The sequence below is a fragment of the Streptomyces sp. NPDC012466 genome, assembly GCF_042955215.1.
Classification (GTDB): domain Bacteria; phylum Actinomycetota; class Actinomycetes; order Streptomycetales; family Streptomycetaceae; genus Streptomyces.
Genome location: NZ_JBIBEQ010000009.1, coordinates 50,784 through 71,622, shown reverse-complemented (window position 1 = coordinate 71,622; position 20,839 = coordinate 50,784). Strand labels below are relative to the sequence as shown.

Annotated in this window: 11 protein-coding genes; 9 read left to right on the top strand and 2 right to left on the bottom strand. The window is 72.2% G+C overall.

From position 1 onward, the window contains the following. Positions 1-270: 270 nt before the first annotated feature. The gene (gabT, locus tag ACFY9E_RS30255; protein ID WP_390989273.1) at positions 271-1,605 is read right to left on the bottom strand and encodes a 4-aminobutyrate--2-oxoglutarate transaminase; all 1,335 of its coding nucleotides are present in this window, start codon (positions 1,603-1,605) and stop codon (positions 271-273) included. A gap of 252 nt (positions 1,606-1,857) precedes the next feature. Here gabT and ACFY9E_RS30250 point away from each other — a divergent pair, with 252 nt between their 5' ends. The 3 genes from ACFY9E_RS30250 (at position 1,858) to ACFY9E_RS30240 (ending at position 7,346) form a co-directional block, all read left to right on the top strand. After that, entirely contained in the window at positions 1,858-3,990 is a 2,133-nt protein-coding gene (locus ACFY9E_RS30250; RefSeq protein ID WP_390989271.1) for an ATP-binding protein, read from the top strand. A gap of 114 nt (positions 3,991-4,104) precedes the next feature. Further along, a complete protein-coding gene (locus tag ACFY9E_RS30245; protein ID WP_390989270.1) occupies positions 4,105-5,778 on the top strand; it encodes a PucR family transcriptional regulator ligand-binding domain-containing protein in 1,674 nt (557 codons plus the stop codon). 122 nt (positions 5,779-5,900) lie between these two features. Further along, positions 5,901-7,346 (top strand): aldehyde dehydrogenase family protein, encoded by a 1,446-nt coding sequence (locus ACFY9E_RS30240; protein WP_390989268.1) that lies wholly within the window; start codon positions 5,901-5,903, stop codon positions 7,344-7,346. A gap of 119 nt (positions 7,347-7,465) precedes the next feature. On the opposite strand, the gene ACFY9E_RS30235 is transcribed toward ACFY9E_RS30240, so the two are convergent. Then, positions 7,466-10,303: a glycoside hydrolase family 3 C-terminal domain-containing protein gene (locus tag ACFY9E_RS30235; RefSeq protein ID WP_390989267.1), complete on the bottom strand. Its 2,838-nt coding sequence runs from the start codon at positions 10,301-10,303 to the stop codon at positions 7,466-7,468. 326 nt (positions 10,304-10,629) lie between these two features. Here ACFY9E_RS30235 and ACFY9E_RS30230 point away from each other — a divergent pair, with 326 nt between their 5' ends. From ACFY9E_RS30230 to ACFY9E_RS30205, 6 genes are all read left to right on the top strand, one after another. Further along, positions 10,630-12,321, top strand: a complete 1,692-nt coding sequence (locus ACFY9E_RS30230; RefSeq protein ID WP_390989265.1) for an extracellular solute-binding protein — start codon at positions 10,630-10,632, stop codon at positions 12,319-12,321. A 26-nt stretch (positions 12,322-12,347) separates the two neighbouring features. Then, positions 12,348-13,391: an ABC transporter permease subunit gene (locus ACFY9E_RS30225; RefSeq protein ID WP_390989263.1), complete on the top strand. Its 1,044-nt coding sequence runs from the start codon at positions 12,348-12,350 to the stop codon at positions 13,389-13,391. Then, positions 13,388-14,323 (top strand): ABC transporter permease subunit, encoded by a 936-nt coding sequence (locus ACFY9E_RS30220; protein WP_390989261.1) that lies wholly within the window; start codon positions 13,388-13,390, stop codon positions 14,321-14,323. The genes ACFY9E_RS30225 and ACFY9E_RS30220 overlap by 4 nt, the downstream gene beginning before the upstream one ends. A gap of 127 nt (positions 14,324-14,450) precedes the next feature. Then, positions 14,451-16,655 carry a WD40/YVTN/BNR-like repeat-containing protein gene (locus tag ACFY9E_RS30215; protein WP_390989260.1) on the top strand — a complete coding sequence of 735 codons (2,205 nt, stop codon included), beginning with the start codon at positions 14,451-14,453 and terminating at the stop codon, positions 16,653-16,655. Continuing rightward, positions 16,655-18,637 carry a beta-galactosidase gene (locus ACFY9E_RS30210; protein ID WP_390989258.1) on the top strand — a complete coding sequence of 661 codons (1,983 nt, stop codon included), beginning with the start codon at positions 16,655-16,657 and terminating at the stop codon, positions 18,635-18,637. The genes ACFY9E_RS30215 and ACFY9E_RS30210 overlap by 1 nt, the downstream gene beginning before the upstream one ends. After that, positions 18,634-20,823, top strand: coding sequence for a glycoside hydrolase N-terminal domain-containing protein (locus tag ACFY9E_RS30205; protein ID WP_390989256.1), 2,190 nt, complete (start codon positions 18,634-18,636; stop codon positions 20,821-20,823). The genes ACFY9E_RS30210 and ACFY9E_RS30205 overlap by 4 nt, the downstream gene beginning before the upstream one ends. The last annotated feature ends 16 nt before the right edge of the window (positions 20,824-20,839 follow it).

Here is a 20,839-nt window from a genome sequence, read left to right as displayed (position 1 = left end):
GAGCCTCAGGCTCCGGTTGTGTGCGCGAGGGCACGACCAGGCCGAAGCTGGGGAGGCCCCGGCCTGATGTCACCCACAGTCCCCTGTGGGCGGGGTGTATCTCTCATCTGGGTAGAACCTACGACAGGGGCAGGACGCGGGACAGTCCGCAGGGCCGCCTGTCATCCACCTCGCACACCTTCTTCACACGCCCTGCCGCTCACCACCCCGGTAGTGGAACCGGGGTGGCTCACCTGCCCGGACGACGGCTCAGATGCGCGCGCCGGGGGTTCAGATGCGGGAGAACGCCTGCTCGATGATGTCGAGGCCCTCGTTCAGCAGGTCCTCGCCGATCACCAGCGGGGGCAGGAAGCGGAGCACGTTGCCGTAGGTGCCACAGGTCAGGACCAGCAGGCCCTCGGCGTGGCAGGCCTTGGCGAGCGCGGCGGTCGCCTCCGGGTTGGGCTCCTTGGTGGCGCGGTCCTTGACCAGCTCGATGGCGATCATCGCGCCGCGGCCGCGGACATCGCCGATGATCTCGAACTTCTCCGCCATGGCGCCGAGGCGGGCCTTCATGACCGTCTCGATGTTCTTCGCCTTGGCGTTGAGGTCCAGCTCCTTCATCGTCTCGATGGAGCCGAGCGCGCCGGCGCAGGCGACCGGGTTGCCGCCGTAGGTGCCGCCCAGGCCGCCGGCGTGCGCGGCGTCCATGATCTCGGCGCGCCCGGTGACGGCCGCGAGCGGCAGACCGCCGGCGATGCCCTTGGCCGTGGTGATGAGGTCCGGGACGATGCCCTCGTCCTCGCACGCGAACCACTGGCCCGTGCGGCAGAAGCCGGACTGGATCTCGTCGGCGACGAAGACGATGCCGTGGTCCTTGGCGAACCGGCTGATCGCCGGCAGGAAGCCCTTGGCCGGCTCGATGAAGCCGCCCTCGCCCAGCACCGGCTCGATGATGATCGCGGCGACGTTCTCCGCGCCGACCTGCTTGCTGATCTGGTCGATGGCCTGCGCGGCGGCCTCGGGGCCGGCGTTCTCGGGACCGGTCGGCCAGCGGTAGCCGTACGCCACCGGCACGCGGTACACCTCGGGCGCGAACGGACCGAAGCCGTGCTTGTACGGCATGTTCTTCGCGGTCAGCGCCATCGTCAGGTTGGTGCGCCCGTGGTAGCCGTGGTCGAACACCACGACGGCCTGCCGCTTGGTGTACGCCCGCGCGATCTTCACGGCGTTCTCGACGGCCTCGGCGCCGGAGTTGAACAGGGCGCTCTTCTTGGCGTGGTCACCGGGGGTCAGTTCGGCGAGCGCCTCGGCGACCTCGACGTACCCCTCGTACGGCGTGACCATGAAACAGGTGTGGGTGAAGTCGGCCAGCTGCGCCGACGCCCGCCGCACGACGGCCTCGGCGGAGGCGCCCACGGACGTCACGGCGATGCCCGACCCGAAGTCGATCAGCCGGTTGCCGTCGACGTCCTCGATGATCCCGCCGCCCGCGCGCGCCGTGAACACGGGCAGCACGGAGCCCACGCCCTGCGCGACCGCGGCGGTACGGCGGGCCTGCAGTTCCTGCGACTTCGGGCCGGGAATGGCGGTGACGACGCGGCGCTCCTGCGGAAGTGCGGTCATGCGGGGCTCCTGGGGTGGTGCGGATGGTCTCTGACAGACGCTCGGCTTCTTTTCTCGCAGGCTAGGGCGGGGGAAGGGGGGTGGGCATGCTCCATGTGGGCGTTGTCGGCGCGGCGCCTTGTCCGGGGTGGACATGGCAGTCTCGTGGACCGGTGCCCACGACCCGGCCGTGTAAGCGGTGAACTCCCCAGGAGAGGGCGTTAGATTGGCTCGCTGATGGTGGACGGAGCGGCTGGTCAGGGGGCAAGGGCGATGGACAGCGACGGGACGCAGGACCCGCGGGGTACGCATGCGAGTCCCGTGCCGCGTCCGGCGGGGCCTCCGGAGGTGCCGGCGATGCCTCCCCGGCCGCCCCGGGCACCGGCGACACCGCCGCTGCCGGACGGGTCGGCCTTCCTCGCCTGGCTGCGCGCGCCGCGGCCCGACGCCGCGCCGGGCGTGTGGCGGTTCGGGCACCGGCCGCGGCCGGCGGAGGAACCCGAGGAGATCCCCACCCGGCAGCTGCTGAGCGGGGCGCTGATCGCCTTCCTCGTGGGATGGCTGATCTGGTCGATGCTGCAGAACGGCTACCTCGGAACCTGGTGGTGGGTGCCGTTCGACCTGATCGTCCCCGACGCCTGGCGGGGCGGCGACAGCGACCTCGGCGAGACCGGGACGTTCGTCGTCTACCAGGGGTACGAGCTGCTCGTCGCCCTGGCGATCATGGTCGGGGCGGCCCGGCTCGGCCGCTGGGGCGAGCTGTGGCGCCGCTTCGTCACCCCCCGCTTCCGCCGTCAGGAGGCCCAGGAGGCCCGGACGACCCCCGAGGACGACCCGGCCCAGTGGAACGAGCTGCGCGCGGCCGGGGCCGTCGACGCCGCCGAACGCCTCACCGCCGAGGCCCGGTCCGGGCTGATGCGGGACGTCGACCACGCCCGGATCACGCGCGCCTGGCAGGGCGTGCGCACCGGACGGCACAGCCTCGCCACCTTCAGCGGCGCCGTGCTCAAGGACGGCGCCGCCGCGTGCCTGCACCCCTCCGGCGAGCGCGACCTGCCCGCCCGGCTCGCCCGGCACGACCTCGTCACCGGCCAGGTGCGGCTCGGGACCACGGTGGACGACGCTCGCAACCCCTACAGCTACCGCGGCACCGGCCTCGCCCTCGGGCCCGACCTGCTCGGAACCTCGCTCGTGGCCGTCGGCCCCGCCGGCTCCGGCAAGACCGGAACCGTCGTCCGGCCCCTCGCCGAGTCGCTGTGCCTGCACGCCCTCGCCGGACGGGCCGCCGTGGTCGTCGTCGGGGCGGCCGGGGCGGGGCTCGGGCCGGCCGACGCGTACGACGTGGTCGTGCGGATCGGGAACCAGGAGTCCGAGTACGACCTCGATCTGTACGGCGGCACCACCGACCCGGACGAGGCAGCGGCCGTGCTCGCCGAGGCGCTCGTCGGGGATCTCGCCGACCCGCATCCCGGCAGCGACAGCCGGCGCTCCACCACCGTCCTCGCCCAGCTGCTCGGGCCGTTCCGGGCCGTGCACGGGCGTTTCCCCTCCGTACCGGAGCTGCGGCAGCTGCTCGACGGCGCGCCGGGGCCGTTCGCCGCGCTGCGGCAGGGGCTCCAGGAGGCCGGGCAGGAGTCGCTGCTGCGCGAGCTCGACGCCCGGGAGCGGCAGATGGGGCAGCCCGGGGACGTCGGCGGGGTGCTCGGCGACCGTGTCGCGCTGCTCGACCGGCCCGCGTTCGCCGGGTTCTTCGACACCTCCGGGCAGTCCCGGCCCTTCACGCTCAAGGCCCTCGACCACCCGGTGCGGGTGCGCATCGACCTGCCCCAGCGCGGCCACGCCGACGCCTCCCGGATGCTGGCGCGGCTGGTGCTCGCGCAGTTCACGGCGAGCGTCGCCGTACGCGAGGACCGGTCGCTGTTCGCCTGCCTGCTGCTGGACGACGCCACGGGAGTGGTGACGCCCGAGGCGGTGCGCGGCATCCAGCGGCTGCGGTCCGGCAACGCCGGGGTCGTGCTCACCCTGCGGACCCTGGACGACGTGGCCCGGCCGCTGCGCGGGCCGCTGCTCGGGGCGACCGGCTGCCGGATGGCCCTGTCGGGGCTCACGCCGTGGGACGGGCAGGACTTCGCCGAGGTGTGGGGCAAGGAGTGGACCGAGGCCCGCGACGTCACGGACCGGCAGATCATCGCCGAGACCCCGGCGGGCAAGGCCGTGCACATGCTGCGCCGGGTGATCACCGGCAAGGCCCCGACCGCGCGGGCGGTGACCGTGCGGCAGGTCGAGCGGGAGCGCTGGTCCGCCTCCGAGCTGGCGCACGCCGTGCCGGCGGGGCACGCGGTGCTGTCGCTGACCGACGTCAAGGGCGAGCACGCGCCGCCGCTGCTGGTCGATCTGCGGGGCTGAGCCCGCCCGTGCGGGTACGCGGGGACCGTACGGTGAGGCAGAATCGTCACAGGTCGTTCATACGCGGCGGCCAAAAGACCACAGCGATCACACAGCCCTGACGCAGAAGGCCTCATGCCCCCGACGCTCGCCTCGCTCGTCCACCACTCCGCGCTGAAACTGACCGTGCGGGCGGGCCGGGACCGCCTCGACGTGCCGGTCCGTTGGGCGCACCCCAGCGAGCTCGCCGACCCCGTGCCCTACATGGAGGGCGGGGAACTGCTGCTGATCACCGCGCTCAAGCTGGACGCCGAGGACCCGGAGGCCATGCGCCGCTACGTCCGGCGGCTGACCGGGGCCGGAGTGGCCGGACTCGGCTTCGCCGTCGGCGTCAACTACGAGGAGATCCCCAAGGCGCTCGTCGACGCGGCCGAGGAGGAGGGCCTGCCGCTGCTGGAGGTGCCGCGCCGCACGCCGTTCCTCGCCATCAGCAAGGCCGTGTCCGCCGCGATCGCCGCCGACCAGTACCGGGCCGTCACCGCCGGGCTCGCCGCCCAGCGCGAGCTGACCCGGCAGGCCCAGACCGGCGGCCCCGAGGGGGTGCTGGCCGCGCTGGCCGCACAGGTCGACGGATGGGCGGCGCTGTACGACGCCTCCGGCGCGGTCGTCGCCACGGCACCGGAGTGGGCGGTGCGGCGTGCCGCACGGCTCACCGGTGACGTGCAGAAGCTGCGGGACCGCCCCGCGCCCGCCTCGTCGGTGGTCGGCGGGCCGGAGAACGAGGACCGGGTCGAGCTGCACACCCTCGGCACCGGCCGGCGTCCCCGGGCGGCCCTCGCCGTCGGCACGGCCGCCGCCCCGGGTACCGCCGAGCGCTACGCCGTCCACTCGGCCATCGCGCTGCTGACCCTGACCACGGAACGCTCCCGCTCCCTCCAGGCGGCCGAGCAGCGGGTCGGTGCGGCGGTGCTGCGCATGCTGCTGGCCGGGGAGCCGGACCACGCCCGTGCGGTCGCCGGGGACCTGTACGGCGAGCTGCTGGACGCGCCGTTCCGGATGCTGGTCGCGGAGCGGGTGCCGGTGTCGGCGTCGGCCGCGATGGCCCGTGCCGAGTCCCGCAAGGGCGCCCCGGCCGTGGACCGGCCGTCGGCCGCCGCGCTGGCCGCGGCCGACACGGGCGGGGATCCCCTCGCGGCGCTCGCGGACGTCGTGGAGTCCGCGGCGGCCCGCGCCGGCGAGGCCGTGCTGGTGGTGCCGGAGGGGGAGCGGCTGGTGGTGCTGGCCGCGGACGGCGGTGCCGCCGCGGCGGCCTGCGGGGAGTACGCGGCCGCCCTGGAGACGGCCCGCGCCGGCATACGCGAGAAGGTGCCGGGCGGCGAGGAGGACGAACTGGTCGTGGGCCTGTCGGCACCGGCCGGTCCCATCGCCGCGTCCGCCGCCTACAAGCAGGCCGAGCAGGCGCTGTCGGTGGCGCGGCGGCGCGGGCGCGTCCTCGTGGAGCACGAGCGGATGGCGGCCGGATCGGTGCTGCCGCTGCTGGCGGACGACGCGGTGCGGGCCTTCGCCGACGGCATGCTGCGGCCGCTGTACGAGCACGACGCCACCGGCCGGGGTGACCTCGTCGCCTCCCTGCGCGCCTGGCTCTCCAAGCACGGCCAGTGGGACGCGGCGGCGGCCGACCTCGGCGTCCACCGGCACACCCTGCGCTACCGCATGCGCCGGGTCGAGGAGATCCTCGGCCGGTCCCTGGACGACCCGGACGTCCGGATGGAGCTGTGGCTGGCCCTGAAGGCGGTCGGCACCGAGTAGCCAAACCGTAGTGTCCGCGTCCCTCACTGCTACGGCTCGGACAAACGCCCTTCGGTCACCTCGCGCCTACCGTTGATCCCGTAGCTCAGGATCACCCCCAACGCCGAAGGGCCGGAACCCCTATGACCTCCACCCACGCCTTCTGGCTCGCCGGCCGCCAGGCCACCGGCGAGGACACCTTCGACGTCACGTCCCCGTGGGACGGGCGGCTCGTCGGCAAGGTGAGCGTGCCGACGGACGCGCAGGTCGAGGAGGCCGTGGCCGCCGCGCACGCCGTACTGGACGAGTTCGCCGCCACCCCGGCCCACGTCCGGGCCGCCGCCCTCGACCACGTCAGCAAGCGCCTCGTCGAGCGCACCGAGGAGATCGCGCGGCTGATCTCCGCCGAGAACGGCAAGCCCCTGAAGTGGGCGCGCGGCGAGGTCGGGCGGGCCGTGTCGGTGTTCCGGTTCGCGGCCGAGGAGGCCCGGCGGTTCAACGGCGGCGAGGCCCAGCGCCTCGACACCGACCTCGGCGGCCAGGGCCGGCTCGCCCTCACCCGCCGCTTCCCGAAGGGTGTCGTGCTCGGCATCGCGCCCTTCAACTTCCCGCTGAACCTCTGCGCCCACAAGGTCGCCCCGGCCATCGCCGCCGGCGCCCCGATCATCCTGAAGCCGGCCCCGGCGACCCCGCTGTCCGGCCTGATCATCGGTGAGCTGCTGGCCGAGACCGAGCTGCCGGCGGGTTCCTGGAGCATCCTGCCGGTCGCCAACGACAAGATGCCCGCCCTCGTGCAGGACGAGCGCCTGCCCGTGATCTCCTTCACCGGCTCCGAGAAGGTCGGCTACGCGATCATGGACTCGGTGCCGCGCAAGCACTGCACCCTGGAGCTGGGCGGCAACGGCGCGGCCGTCGTCCTCGCCGACTGGGCGAGCGACGAGGACCTGGACCGGGCGGCGAACCGCATCGCCACCTTCTCCAACTACCAGGGCGGCCAGTCCTGCATCTCCGTCCAGCGGGTCATCGCCGACGCCTCGGTGTACGACCGGCTGCTGCCGCGTATCGTCGCCGCCGTCGAGGCCCAGGTCACCGGCGACCCGAGCGACGACAAGACCGACGTCGGCCCGCTGGTCAGCGAGGACGCCGCCCGGCGCGTCGAGACGTGGGTCCAGGAGGCCGTGGACGCCGGGGCGCGGCTGCTCACGGGCGGCAAGCGCGACGGCGCCTCGTACGCGCCGACCGTCCTGGCCGAGGTCCCGGCCGACGTCACGCTCTCCTGCGAGGAGGTCTTCGGGCCGGTCCTCACGGTGCAGAGGGCGGACGGTGAGGCCGAGGCCTTCGCCGCCGTCAACGACTCCAAGTACGGCCTCCAGGCGGGCGTGTTCACCCACGACCTGCAGACCGCCTTCCGGGCCCACCGTGCCCTGGAGGTCGGCGGCGTCGTCATCGGCGACGTGCCGTCCTACCGCGCCGACCAGATGCCGTACGGCGGCGTCAAGCAGTCCGGTGTGGGCCGCGAGGGCGTGCGCTTCGCCATGGAGGACTACACCTACGAGCGTGTGCTGGTCCTCACCGGCATCACCCTCTAGGGCCCCCGGCGCACACCCCTAGCTTATGGAAACCATTTTCATATAGGCTCTGCGAAGGGGCCCGGCACCGATGCCTTCCGGTGCCGGGCCCCTTCTCTGTGCCGGCCTGCTCCGGACCCTCAACCGGAGAAGCCGACGTGCGCGAGCCGCAACGGGCCGCGCAGCCTGAGGTGCACGTCGTGCACGCCCGCGGCGACGACGGACGCGCTGAGGGAGACGTAGTCGTACGGGCCCGGGGTCGGTGCGGCGGGAGACAGCACCGCGAGGACGGGGCCGCCGTCGAGGGACAGCTCGACCGTGCCCTCGCCGGCCACCTCCACCGTCACCTCGGCGACGCCCCGCCCGAAGTCACAGGCCCGGTAGACCAGTTCGCCCGGCTCCGCGCCCGCCGGTGTCACCGCGTCGCCCGAGACCTTCGTCCGGTCGACGATCTCGATGCCGCTGTGCTCGTCGAACCCGGCCGCCGGGAGGCCGTCCGTGACGACCGCGCGCGGCAGGGCCGGCTCGCCGTCGAGCGTGACGGTCGTCCGCAGCCGGACGTCCTCGCTGGACGCCCCGGCCAGCAGCTCGTACCCGCCCGGCTCCACGCGCCACCGGTCCTGGGCCACGTCCCAGAACCCGAAAGCCGTCAGCGGGACCTCGAAGTCCAGCTCGGCCGTCGCCCCCGGGGCGAGGGTGACGCGACGGTGGTCCAGCAGCTCGCGGCGCGGACGCGGCACGGACGCGTCGACGGCCCGGGCGTAGAGCTGCGCCACCTCGTCGGCCGTGACGTCACCGGTGTTGGTGACGGAGAAGGAGACCCGCACCGTCGCGTCCTCGACCCGGACCCTCAGGTCGCCGTACGCGAACGAGGCGTACGACAGGCCGTGCCCGAAGGGGTACAGGGGCGTCCCCTCGAAGTAGAGGTACGTCTGGCGGGCGCCGATCACGTCGTAGTCGAGGAGATTCGGCAGGTCGGCGTCGTCGGCGTACCAGGTCTGCGGGAGGCGGCCGGCGGGGGAGACGTCGCCGGCCAGGACGCGGGCCAGGGCGATGCCGCCCGCCTGGCCGCCGTGCGCGGTCCACAGCACGGCGGGCAGCTCGGCCGCGTCGACGGCGTACGGGTAGGCGGAGACCAGCGCCAGCACGGTGGCGGGGTTCGCCGCGCGGGCCGCCCGCAGCAGCCGCTCCTGCTGGCCGGGCAGGCGCAGAGTCGTGCGGTCCTCGGTCTCGCGGCCGTTGATGTGCGGATCGTTGCCCGCGACGACCACGACCACGTCGGCCCCCGCGGCGGCACGCGCCACCGCCTCCTCGCCCCGCTCGGCGACGACCAGCTCGAAGATCTCCGGATCCTCGTCGGCAACCTTCACGCCGTCGGCGGAGACAGACACGTGCCGACCCGTCCCCAGGTGCTTCAGGAGGTACCCGTTCCCGTGCGGTTCCAGGCGGAACGTCTCCTGCACGAACCAGCCGCCCGGCTGGTCCGCGGAGGCGCGCAGACAGCCGTCGTCGGCGACCGAGAGATAGCGGCCGTCGGGGGCGCGCAGGGTCAGGACGCCGTCGCCCCAGTCCACCAGCGCCAGTTCGGTGCCGGCGGCGTCGGTCGTGAGCGCGGGCAGGTCGGTGCGGCCCGCGAGCAGCGCCGGGTCGAGCGCGCCCTCGGCGCCGCGCACCACGTCGGCGGCCCCCTCGGCCACCGGCACGTGCAGGAACGCGCCCGTGGAGGTCTTCAGCCGGACCCGGTCCACGCCCTCCGCGAACTCCACCCGCTCCGCGCCGAACCGCTCGTACAGGCCGTCCAGCGGGGTGGAGCGGTGCAGGAGCGTGCCGCTGTACCAGTCGAGCTTGCACTCGTCGGCGAGCAGCCCGACCACCGCGATCCGGGCGTCCGGGGCGAGCGGCAGCGCCCCTTCGTTCTTGAGCAGCACGATCGCCTGCTCGGCGGCTTCCTGGGCGAGGGCGCGATGCGCCGGGGTGTCGAACTCGGCGGTCGCCTCGTGCGGGTCGTCCTGCGGGTCGAACTCCCCGAGCCGGAAACGGACCGAGAGCTGCCGGCGGACGGCCCTGTCGAGATCGGCCTCGGTCAGCAGACCGCGCTCCAGAGCGCCGCGCAGCCGCCCGGTCATCTGCGAGGAGTCCGTGCCGTGGTCGGTGAAGCTGTCGACACCGGCGACGAGGGCGGCGGCGGTGGCCTCCTCATGGGTGTCGAAGTAGTGCTCCGAGTCGACCAGGTTGCTCGGTGCGCCCGCGTCCGAGCAGACCAGCAGTTCCTCGCCGGTCCAGGTCCGCAGGTGCTCGGACAGGTACGGGGAGACGTGGTTGGGGCGGCCGTTGACCAGGTTGTAGGCCGGCATCACCCCGGCCACCGCCCCCGCCTCGACGGTCTCGCGGAAGGCCCGCAGGTCGTACTCGTGCAGCACGCGCGGACGCACCGAGCTCGACGTGGTGGAGCGGTCCGTCTCGTTGTTGTGGGCCAGCCAGTGCTTCAGCACGGGTGCGGTGCGCCAGTAGATGGGGTGGTCGCCGCGCAGACCGTGCGTGTAGGCGGTGGCGATCGCCGAGGTGAGCTTCGGATCCTCCGAGTAGCCCTCCTCGTTGCGCCCCCACAGGGGATGGCGCAGCAGGTTGACCGTCGGGGCCCAGACGTTGAGGCCGACCCGGTCGTCCTTGGCGCGCATCGCGCGGACCTCCTTGGACACCGCGTCGCCCACGCGCCGCACCAACTCCGGGTTCCACGTGGCGCCGAGGCCCACCGCCTGCGGGAACACCGTTGCCGGGCCCATCCACGCCACGCCGTGCAGGGCCTCCTGGCCGGTGCGGAACGCTCCGACCCCGAGCCGCTCCACGGCGGGCGCGAACTGGTGCAGGAACGCGGTCTTCTCCTCGGTCGTGAGCCGCGACAGGAGGTCGTCGATCCGCTTCGCGAACGGCAGCTGCGGATCACGAAACGGTTCGGTGGGCGGTGTGTGTGCGGTCACGTGGGGATCCCCCTGCGATGGATCGGTGCGGCGCTTTCGAAGCGCTTCGATGCTGGGTTGCCGACGGGCCGAGTGTCAAGGGATCAGCGCCGCCACTTCAAGCAGTGCATGAGGAAAGGTCCCTTCCCGTACCGCGGAGGAAGTTTGGGAACGACCCTTGTGCGCCCTGGGGTGTTCACTTAACCTCACAGCAACATCGAAGCGCTTCGACTACGAAAAGTCCCTGATGGGTCGAAAGCCCGCTTCAGCTCAGCCAGTTCCACTCGAGACACCGCAGCCGACGGCCCTCCGCCGGGTGTCCTGGTGCGCCATGAAGGGTTGACGCAATGACGCCGAACGCCGCCTCCGCCTCCTCCGGACCGAGCCGGAGAAGTTTCCTCGCCTCCACGGCGGTCGCCACCGCAGCGGTGGCGGGTGGGATGCCGCTCCTCGCCGCGTGCGGCGGTTCGGACGGCGGGTCGAAGGACGGCACCACGTCGGGCAAGGACGCCAAGAAGATCCTGCCGGCGTACGTGGCCAGCAACGTGGTGACGCCGGACATCCCGTCCAAGAACGGCTCGGCCATGGGCTTCACCGGCAAGCTCGACCTGGCCGACCTGAAGACCGCGGTGTCGAAGAAGCTCGGCAAGGGCGGCAAGGTCACCATCATGGCGCCGTTCTGGGGCTCGCCGCCGAAGCAGAACAACGCCTACTACAAGGCGATGAACGACCTGATCGGCGTCGACGTCGCCTGGCAGAACCAGGACGGCAACACCTACGACCAGAAGCTCGGCGCGGTCCTCGCCTCCAGCGACGTCCCGGACGTCGTGGTGGTCCCCGGCTGGAACATGGGCGGGAAGATACCCAGCGCCATCATCAGCAAGTTCGCCGACCTCGGCCCCTACCTCTCCGGCGACAAGGTCAAGGAGTACCCGAACCTCGCGGCGATCCCGACGGACGCCTGGCGGCGCTCCATCTTCGGCGGCAAGCTGCGCGGCCTGCCGATGCCGGCGCCGTCCGCTCCCTCCATGGTGCCCCTGTACCGGCAGGACATCTTCGAGAAGGAGGGCTACGAAGTCCCGAGGTCCTGCGACGAGTTCATGGCCCTGGCCAAGGAGATCACCAACGCCAGGGCCAAGCGGTGGGCCTGCCTGGACATGAAGTGGACCGCGTTCCAGGCCTTCGGCGTGCTCTCCGGTGCGGAGAAGCCGCTCGGCTGGAACCTCGTCGACGGCAAGCTCGTCAACCGCATCGAGACCGACGAGTTCCTCGAAGCGCTGGAATGGTCCCGCAAGCTCTTCGCCGCCGGAGTGGTCCACCCCGACTCGAAGCTGGGAAAGAACGCCCCCGACCCGGGCCCCAAGTTCGCGGCGGGCGAGTTCCTGATCTACCCCAACAACATCTCCCAGTGGTGGGGCCGCACCGCTGAACAGGCCACCCAGAACCCGGACTTCAAGATCTGGGGCATGGACGTATGGGGACACGACGGCGGCGATCCCATCCTGTGGGCCGAACAGCCCGCCGGCATCTTCGCCTTCGTCAACAAGAAGGCCTCCGAGTCGGTCATCCGCGACGTGCTGGCCGTCGCCAACGTCACCGCGGCGCCGTACGGCACCAAGGAGTACATGATGACCAACTACGGCGTCGAAGGCACCCACTACACCGTCAAGGACGGCGTCCCCCTCAAAACCGACAAGGGCAACAACGAGGTGATGAACGCCTACGTCATGGTCGCGAGCCCCGCCGCGACCCTCGCCCACCCCGACTTCCCCGAGGTCGCCAAGGGCCAGGTCGAATGGCAGCAGCGCATGGGCGCCTTCGCCAAGAAGTCCTCCTTCTGGGGCATGCAGATCACCGAGCCCGCCCGGTACACCAACCTCTCCAACGACTTCGAGCAGCTCGAGGACGACATCGTCCGCGGCCGCAAGAAGATCAGCGACATGCAGCAGGCTGTCGCCGACTGGAAGAGCAAGGGCGGTGACGAGCTGCGCGACTGGTACCAGAAGATCCTCGACGACAACGGCAGCGCGGCCAACTGATCCGGGTTCGAGGCGAGGAGAAGGCCGTGTCCCACAGCACGGTGCCTCGGAGCAGGGCCGAGGCCAAGAGGAAGACCACGCGGGACGAGACCCCGCCGGCGCAGGACGGTCCCGACGGATCCCCGGGGACGCGTCCATCGGGGAAGCTGAGCCTCAAGGTCCGTCTCAGACGCGACCGGCTGCTGCTCCTGATGACCCTGCCGGCCGTACTGCTGGTGCTGGTGTTCAACTACATACCGATCCTCGGCAACGTCGTCGCGTTCCAGGAGTACGACCCGTACATCAGTGACAACGGCGTCATCTCCATGCTGAACAGTCCCTTCGTGGGCCTGGAGAACTTCCAGCGGATCTTCGCGGACTCGGACTTCTGGAACGCCGTCGAGAACACCCTGGTGCTGTTCTTCCTCCAGATCGTGCTGTTCTTCCCGATCCCGATCCTGCTCGCGCTGCTCATCAACAGCGTGATCAGGCCCCGGGTGCGGGCGGTCGCGCAGGCCGTGCTCTACCTGCCGCACTTCTTCTCCTGGGTGCTGGTCATCGCCGTCTTCCAGCAGCTCTTCGGCGGGGCCGGAATCCTCTCCCAGCTGCTGCGGCAGAACGGGTACGACGGTCTCGACATCATGACCAACCCGGGCACCTTCCCGCTGCTGGTCACCGCGGAGAGCATCTGGAAGGACGTCGGCTGGGGGATCATCGTCTTCCTCGCCGCGCTCGCCTCGGTCAGTCCCGACCTTTACGAGGCCGCCGCCATGGACGGCGCGAGCCGCTGGCGCCGGATGTGGCACGTGACCCTCCCCGCGCTGCGCCCGGTGATCGCTCTGCTGCTGGTGCTGCGCGTCGGTGACGCCCTCACCGTCGGCTTCGAACAGATCCTGCTGCAGCGCGACGCCGTCGGGCCCGGGGCGGGGGAGGTGCTCGACACCTTCGTGTGGTGGAACGGCGTGCGCAACCAGGACTTCAGCTACGCGGCCGCGGCCGGTCTGATCAAGGGTGTCGTGAGCCTCGGACTGGTCCTCGTCGCGAACAAGGTGGCCCATCTCATGGGCGAGCAGGGGGTGTACAAGAAGTGACCGCCGTCGTCGACAAACCCGTGAGCAAGCCGCGCCGGTGGCAGGCCCCGCCCCGGCCTGCCTGGGAGGAGAAGCCGTCCAGGGCCGGCCTCGCGGGCAAGGGCCTCGCACTGTCCCTGGCCTGCCTCGCGATCCTCTTCCCGCTGTGGATCGTCGTCGTGACGAGCCTGTCGTCGCGGAAGACCATCGACGAGGCCGGCGGGCTGGTGATGGTGCCCAAGGGGATCACCTTCATCGCGTACAAGGAACTGCTGAGCGGCGGCCAGGTCACCCGGGCCACGATCGTCAGCCTTCTCGTCACCCTGATCGGCACGCTGTTCTCGATGACCGTGTCCGTCCTGTGCGCGTACGGGCTGTCCCGGACGGGGTCCCTGGGGCACCGCTGGATCCTGATGACGCTGCTGGCGACGATGTTCTTCAGCGCCGGGCTCATCCCGACGTACCTGCTGGTGCAGACCCTCGGGCTGACGGACACCTATCTGGCACTCATCCTGCCCAGTGCGGTGAGCGTGTTCAACATCCTCGTGCTGCGCGGGTTCTTCATGGGGATATCTCAGGAACTCGTCGACAGCGCACGCATCGACGGCGCCGGTGACTTCAGGATCCTGTGGCAGATCGTCGTGCCGCTGTCCCGGGCCGTGATCGCGGTCATCACGCTCTTCTACGCCGTCGGATACTGGAGCGCCTGGTTCAACGCGTCGCTGTATTTGAACGACCAGGACATGATGCCGCTGCAGAACGTCATGATCCAGCTGGTGCAGAAGCAGGAGGCGCCGGTGGGGCTGGGGCAGGCCATCAAGACGGGGCAGCTGTCGGGGCTGGCGGTGCAGATGGCCGTGATGGTGATGGCACTGCTGCCCGTCGCCGTGCTGTCCCCCTTCGTCCAGAAGCACTTCAAGAAGGGCATGCTCACCGGGGCCGTCAAGGGCTGATCGACGCCAACTCGGTGGGGTGCTCCGGTTGTTCGGATACCGCGGGCGGCGTGTGGCCGTTCGCGCGGTTCCCCGCGCCCCTTTCGGGGCGCTTCCCCCCTCCTTTCAGAACGACGAGGTGTGTGTCATGCATGCGTCCAGCCTCAGCAGACGTGCCGTTCTCGCCGGGACCGCTGCCGCCGCCGCGGCCGTCTCCCTGCCGCTGACCCAGGGGCGGGCGCAAGCCGCCGCCACCCCCGCGAAGGGCGGATACCGCTGGCGCAACGTGGTCCAGGGCGGCACCGGATTCATCACCGGCGTGCTGTTCCACCCCTCCGTACGCGGGCTCGCCTACCTCCGTACCGACATCGGCGGTGCCTACCGGTGGGACGACCGGACCGGCCGGTGGATACCGCTGACCGACCACCTCGGGTGGGACGACTGGAACCTGCTCGGCGTGGAGGCCATGGCCGTCGACCCGGCGCATCCGAACCGGGTGTACCTCTCCCTCGGCACCTACACGCAGTCCTGGGCCGGCAACGGGGCCGTGCTGCGGTCCGACGACCGTGGCGCGACCTGGCGGCGCACCGACCTCGGCGTGAAGCTCGGGGCCAACGAGGACGGGCGCGGCTGCGGTGAGCGGCTGCTCGTCGACCCGCGGGACAGCGACACCCTGTGGCTCGGCACCCGGCACGACGGGCTGCTCAGGTCCACCGACCGGGGCGCCAGCTGGCAGGCCGTGAGCTTCCCGGCCACACCGAGCGCCACCGGCCAGGGCGTCACGCTCCTGGTCGCCGCGGGTCGCAGCGTCTACGCCGGCTGGGGCGACTCCGACGGTACCGCCGGGCAGCCCAACCTGTACCGCACGTCCGACGGCACGACCTGGGAGGCCGTCCCCGGGCAGCCCACCGGCGCCGCCGCCAAGGTCCCGGTCCGGGCCGCCTACGACAAGCACACGCGCGAGCTGTACGTGACGTACGCCGACGCCCCCGGTCCCAACGGCCAGTCCGACGGCAGCGTGCACAAGCTGCGGACGGCGAACGGGAAATGGAGCGAGGTCACGCCCGTGAAGCCCGGCGGGGCGACGAGCGACGGCGGGACCGACTCCTTCGGCTACGGCGGCGTCGCTGTCGACGCCCGACGCCCGGGCACCGTGGTCGTGTCCACCAACAACCGCTGGTCGCTGGTGGACACCCTGTACCGGACGACCGACGGCGGCCGCACCTGGAGGTCCCTGAAGGACAGGGCCGTCCTCGACGTCTCCGAGACGCCGTACCTCAACTGGGGCGGCGACGAGCCCAAGTTCGGCTGGTGGATCCAGGCCGTCGGGCTCGACCCGTACGACTCCCGGCACATCGTGTACGGCACCGGCGCCACCCTCTACGGCACCCGCGACCTCAAGCACTGGGCCCCGCAGATCCGCGGCGTGGAGGAAGCGTCCATACGGCAGCTGATCTCGCCCCCGAGCGGCGAGGCGCATCTGCTCAGCGGGTCCGGGGACATCGGCGTGATGTACCACGAGCGGCTCACCGCATCACCGTCGCGCGGCATGGCGTCGAACCCCGTCTTCGCCTCGGCCACCGGCCTGTCGCTGGCCACGGCCAAGCCGTCCTACGTGGTCCGGGCCGGCTGGGGGGACAACGGCAACGGCGCCTTCTCGAACGACGGCGGCAGGAGCTGGGCCCCCTTCGAGACCCAGCCGTCCGTGGCCAAGTCCGCCCCGGGACCCATCGCCACCAACGCCGACGGCAGCGCGCTCCTGTGGTCCTTCGGCACGGCCGCCCCGGGCTACCGCTCGGCGGACAACGGCGCCACCTGGTCCGAGGTCGCCTCCTTCCCCAGGGGCGCGACACCGGTCGCGGACCCGGTGGACCCGGCCCGCTTCTACGCCTTCGACACCACCACCGGCACGCTCTTCGCCAGCACCGACAGCGGCCGGACCTTCACCGCGCGGGCCACCGGATTGAGCTCGGGCGACGCCGAGTTCCAGGTGGTCGCGGCGCCCGGGCGCGTCGGCGACCTGTGGCTGAGCCTGAAGGGGAACGGGCTGTACCGATCGACCGACGGCGGGGCGGCCTTCACCAAGGTCGCCGGCTGCGGGGCCTCGCACACCCTCGGCTTCGGAAAGGCCGCCGAGGGCGCCTCCTACCCGGCGATCTACCTGGTCGGAGCCACGGACACCATCACCGCCGTGTACCGCTCCGACGACGAGGCGAAGACCTGGACGCGGATCAACGACGACCGGCACCAGTGGGGCTGGATCGGGGCCACCGTCACCGGCGACCCGCGTGTGTACGGACGCGTGTACATCGCCACCAACGGACGCGGCGTGCAGTACGGGGAGCCCGTCTGATGCCCGAGAGGAAGCGGCCCGGCCTGGGCGACGCCACCCGGGGCCGTCTCCTGTTCGGCGGGGACTACAACCCGGAGCAGTGGCCGAAGGAGACCTGGAACGAGGACGTCCGGTTGATGAAGGCCGCCGGCGTCAACTCGGTCACCCTCGGGGTCTTCTCCTGGTCGACCCTCGAACCGGAGCCCGGCGCCCGGGAGTTCGGCCTCATGGACACGCTGATGGACCTGATGCACGCAAGCGGCATCGGCGTCGTCCTCGCCACCCCGACCTCCTCGCCGCCGCCCTGGATGGGCCGGCTGCACCCCGACACCCTGCCCGTCACCGAGGACGGCCGCACCGAGTGGTGGGGCGGCCGGCAGCACTTCTCGCACTCCAGCGCCACCTACCGGCGCTACGCCGCCGCCATCACCGAGGACCTGGCCGCCCGCTACGGCGGCCACCCGGCCCTCACCATGTGGCACATCAACAACGAGTACTGCACCGTCGACTACGGCGACCAGGCCGCGGTCGCCTTCCGCCGCTGGCTGCGCGAGAAGTACCGCACGCTCGACGCCCTCAACGAGGCCTGGGGCACCGCCTTCTGGAGCCAGGGCTACGACACCTGGGACGGCATCCTGCCGCCCCGGCTGCCGCACTACATGCGCAACCCCGGCCAGGTCCTCGACTTCCGCCGCTTCACCTCCGACATGCTCCTGGAGTGTTACACCGCCGAGCGGGACATCGTCCGGCGGCACACCCCGCACCTGCCGGTCACCAGCAACTTCATGCCGCTGTGGTTCGGGCAGGACGCCTGGCGCTGGGCCGAGGAGGAGGACGTCGTCTCCGTCGACCTCTACCCCGACCCGCGCGACCCGCTCGGCGCCCAGAACGGCGCCCTGGTCCAGGACATGACCCGCTCCCAGGCGCGCGGGCCCTGGATGCTGATGGAGCAGGCGGCCGGGCCGGTCAACTGGCGTGGGGTGAACCACCCCAAGCCGCGCGGCCTCAACCGGCTGTGGTCCCTGCAGGCCGTGGCCCGGGGAGCCGACGCCGTCTGCTACTTCCAGTGGCGGCAGTCCCGGCAGGGCGCGGAGAAGTTCCATTCCGGCATGGTCAGCCACGCCGGAGAGGAGGGCCGGACGTACCAGGAGGTCAAGCGGCTCGGCGCCGACCTGGAGCGGATCGCGCCCGAGGTGGCCGGACGGCACCTCACCGCGAACGTCGCCGTCCTGCACGACTGGCACGCCTGGTGGGCCGGCGCCCACGACGGCCGCCTGTCCGGCCGGGTGGAGTACCCCGACATCCTGCGCGCCTGGCACCGGGCCCTGTGGCAGGCGCACCTCACCACCGACTTCGCCCACCCCGAACACGACCTGACGCCGTACCCGCTCGTCGTCGTGCCGCAGTTGTACGCCCTCACCGACACCGCGATCGACAACCTCCTCGCCTACGTACGGCAGGGCGGCACCCTCGTCTGCGGCTTCCAGACCGGCGTCGCCGACGAGGACGACCGCGTGCGCCCCGGCGGCATGGACGCCCGGCTGCGCGAGCTGTTCGGCATCCGCACGCTGCACGAGTGGTGGCCGCTGGACGAGGGCGAGACCGTCACCTGCGAGGGCTTCAGCGGCACCCTGTGGTCCGAGGAACTGGAGGGCGACGGCACCGCCGAGGAGACCGTCCCCTACCAGGGCGGCGAACTCGACGGATTGCCCGCCGTGCTGCGCAAGGGCCGGGCCTGGTACGTCTCCACGCTCCCCGAGCCCGGGGCGCTGCGCGGCCTGCTGGCCTCGATCGCCGCCGGAGCGGGCGTCCGGCCGGTGCTCGACGGGCTCCCCGAGCAGGTCGAGGCCGTACGCCGGGGCGAGGTGCTGTTCGTGCTCAACCACGGCCGCGAGCCGGTGACCGTCGAGGTGCCCGGCACCCACCGCGACCTGCTGACCGGGGCGGACGTCACCGACCGGGTCACCCTCGGCCGCTACGAGGCGGCGGTGCTCCGGCCATGACCGCCTCCGCCCCCGTCCACGGCACCTGGGAGCCGCACCCGGCCACCCGCTGGGAGGACGCCTTCCTCAGCGGCAACGGCCGGCACGGCGCCCTGGTGTTCGGCGGCCCGCACGCCGAGCGGGTCGTCGTCACGCATCACACCCTGGTGCGGCCGGGCGGCAGGGACCCCCGCCCACCGCAGCTCGCCGGCCGGCTGCCCGCGCTCCAGGACCGCCTCCTCGCGGGCGACACGACCGCCGCCGAGGACTTCACGGACGGCCGTCCGCTCCAGTGGGTGCAGCCCTTCCACCCCGCCTTCCAGGTCCGGCTGGACCGCCCCGCGGACAGCACCCACGGCTACCGCCGGGACGTCGACTTCACCACCGGCGAGGTGAGCGCGACCTGCGCCGGCTGGACCAGCCGCGTCTTCGTCTCCCGCGCCGACGACGTGATCGTCCAGCACATCGGCGGACCCGCCCTCACCCTCGGTATCGACCTCGACCCCCGGCTGCCCGGCGCCCCCACCCGCCTGGGCATCGGACACGGAGCCGTCCTCACCCCCGAGGGCGCCCTGCTCAGCCTGCGCGCCCGCTACCCGGACAGCGACCGGGCCTGCACCGGCCTCACCCAGGTCACCGTCTCCGGCGGCACCACCACCCTCGTGCCCCCGGGCGTGCACATCGAGGGCGCCCGGTCCGTGCTGCTCCTGACCCGGGTGCACCGGCACACCGGAGAACTCGACGTGGTCGCCGAGGGCCGAGCCCTGCGCGACCTGTCCGGTGAGTACGACGAGCTCCTCGACCGCCACGCCGCGCTGCACCGCACCGCCTACGAGCGCGTCACACTCGACCTGGCCGCCGACCCCGCCGAACGGGCCCTGCCGGGATCGGAGTTGCTCGAGCGGCCGCGCAGCGCCGCCCTGCTGGAGCGCCTCTTCGCCGCCGGGCGCTACCACCTGCTCTCCGCGAGCGGGATCTTCCCGCCCCGCCTGACCGGGCTGTGGACCGGCGACTGGAACACCGCCTGGTCCGGCGCGTTCACGCACGACGCCAACCTCAACCTCCAGACCGCCTCGGCCGCCGCCGCAGCCCTCCCCGAGGTCACCGAGGCGCACGCGAACCTGATCCACCGTCTGCTCCCCGACTGGCGCGACAACGCCCGCGCGGTCTTCGGCACCCGGGGCGTCGTCGCCCCGGCCCACTCCGACGGTGAGTCCGGCCACTCCTACCACTACAGCCGCGAGTACCCGCTGCACCTGTGGACCGCGGGCGCCGACTGGCTGCTCAAGCCGCTCGTCGACCACGACGAGACGTACGGCACCCGCGACCCGCGCACCGCCGCCGCACTCGCCGAAGTCGCGCTGTTCTACGAGGACTTCCTCACCAGGACGGACGAGAACGGCCACCTCGTCGTCGTCCCCTCCTACTCACCCGAGAACCGGCCGGCAGGAGCGAGCTGGGGCACCCTCAACGCGGCCATGGACCTCTCCGCGGCCCGCCACGCCCTGCGCACCGCCGCCGCCTACCACCCGGGCCCCGACGCCGACCGCTGGAACGCCCTGGCCGACCGGCTCCCGCCGCACCGGATCAACGAGGACGGAGCCCTGGCCGAATGGGCCTGGCCCGGCCTCGAGGACTCCTACGACCACCGCCACCTCAGTCACCTCTACGGCGTCTGGCCCCTCGACGAGATCACCCCCCACGACACCCCCGGACTCGCGGCCGCCGCGCACCGCGCCCTCGAACTGCGCGGCGCCGAGAACGACTCCGCGCACGGCCACCTCCACCACGCCCTCGTCGCGGCCCGGCTCCGGGACGCAGGCCGCGTCGCCCACGCCCTCGGCCAGGTCCTGGACGGCGACTTCTTCCACGCCTCCCTGATGAGCGCGCACTACCCCGGCCGCGACGTCTACAACGCCGACGCCGCGCACACCCTGCCCGCCGTGCTGATCGAGATGCTCGTCCAGTCGACCCCCGACCGGCTGGTCCTGCTGCCCGCGCTGCCCGCGGCCTATCCCGACGGCGCCCTGCACGGGGTGCGCACCCGCTTCGGGGCCGAGCTGGACCTCACCTGGACGCGGGACGGCGCCGTCGTCGTCATCAGGCCCGGCCGCACCCACCGCGTCGAACTGCGGACTTCCTCCGGCGCAGAATCCCTCCACCTGGTCGCCGGAGAAGACCACGTCCTCACCCTGAGGTCGTGGTAGTTCCCCCCTCCCCCCA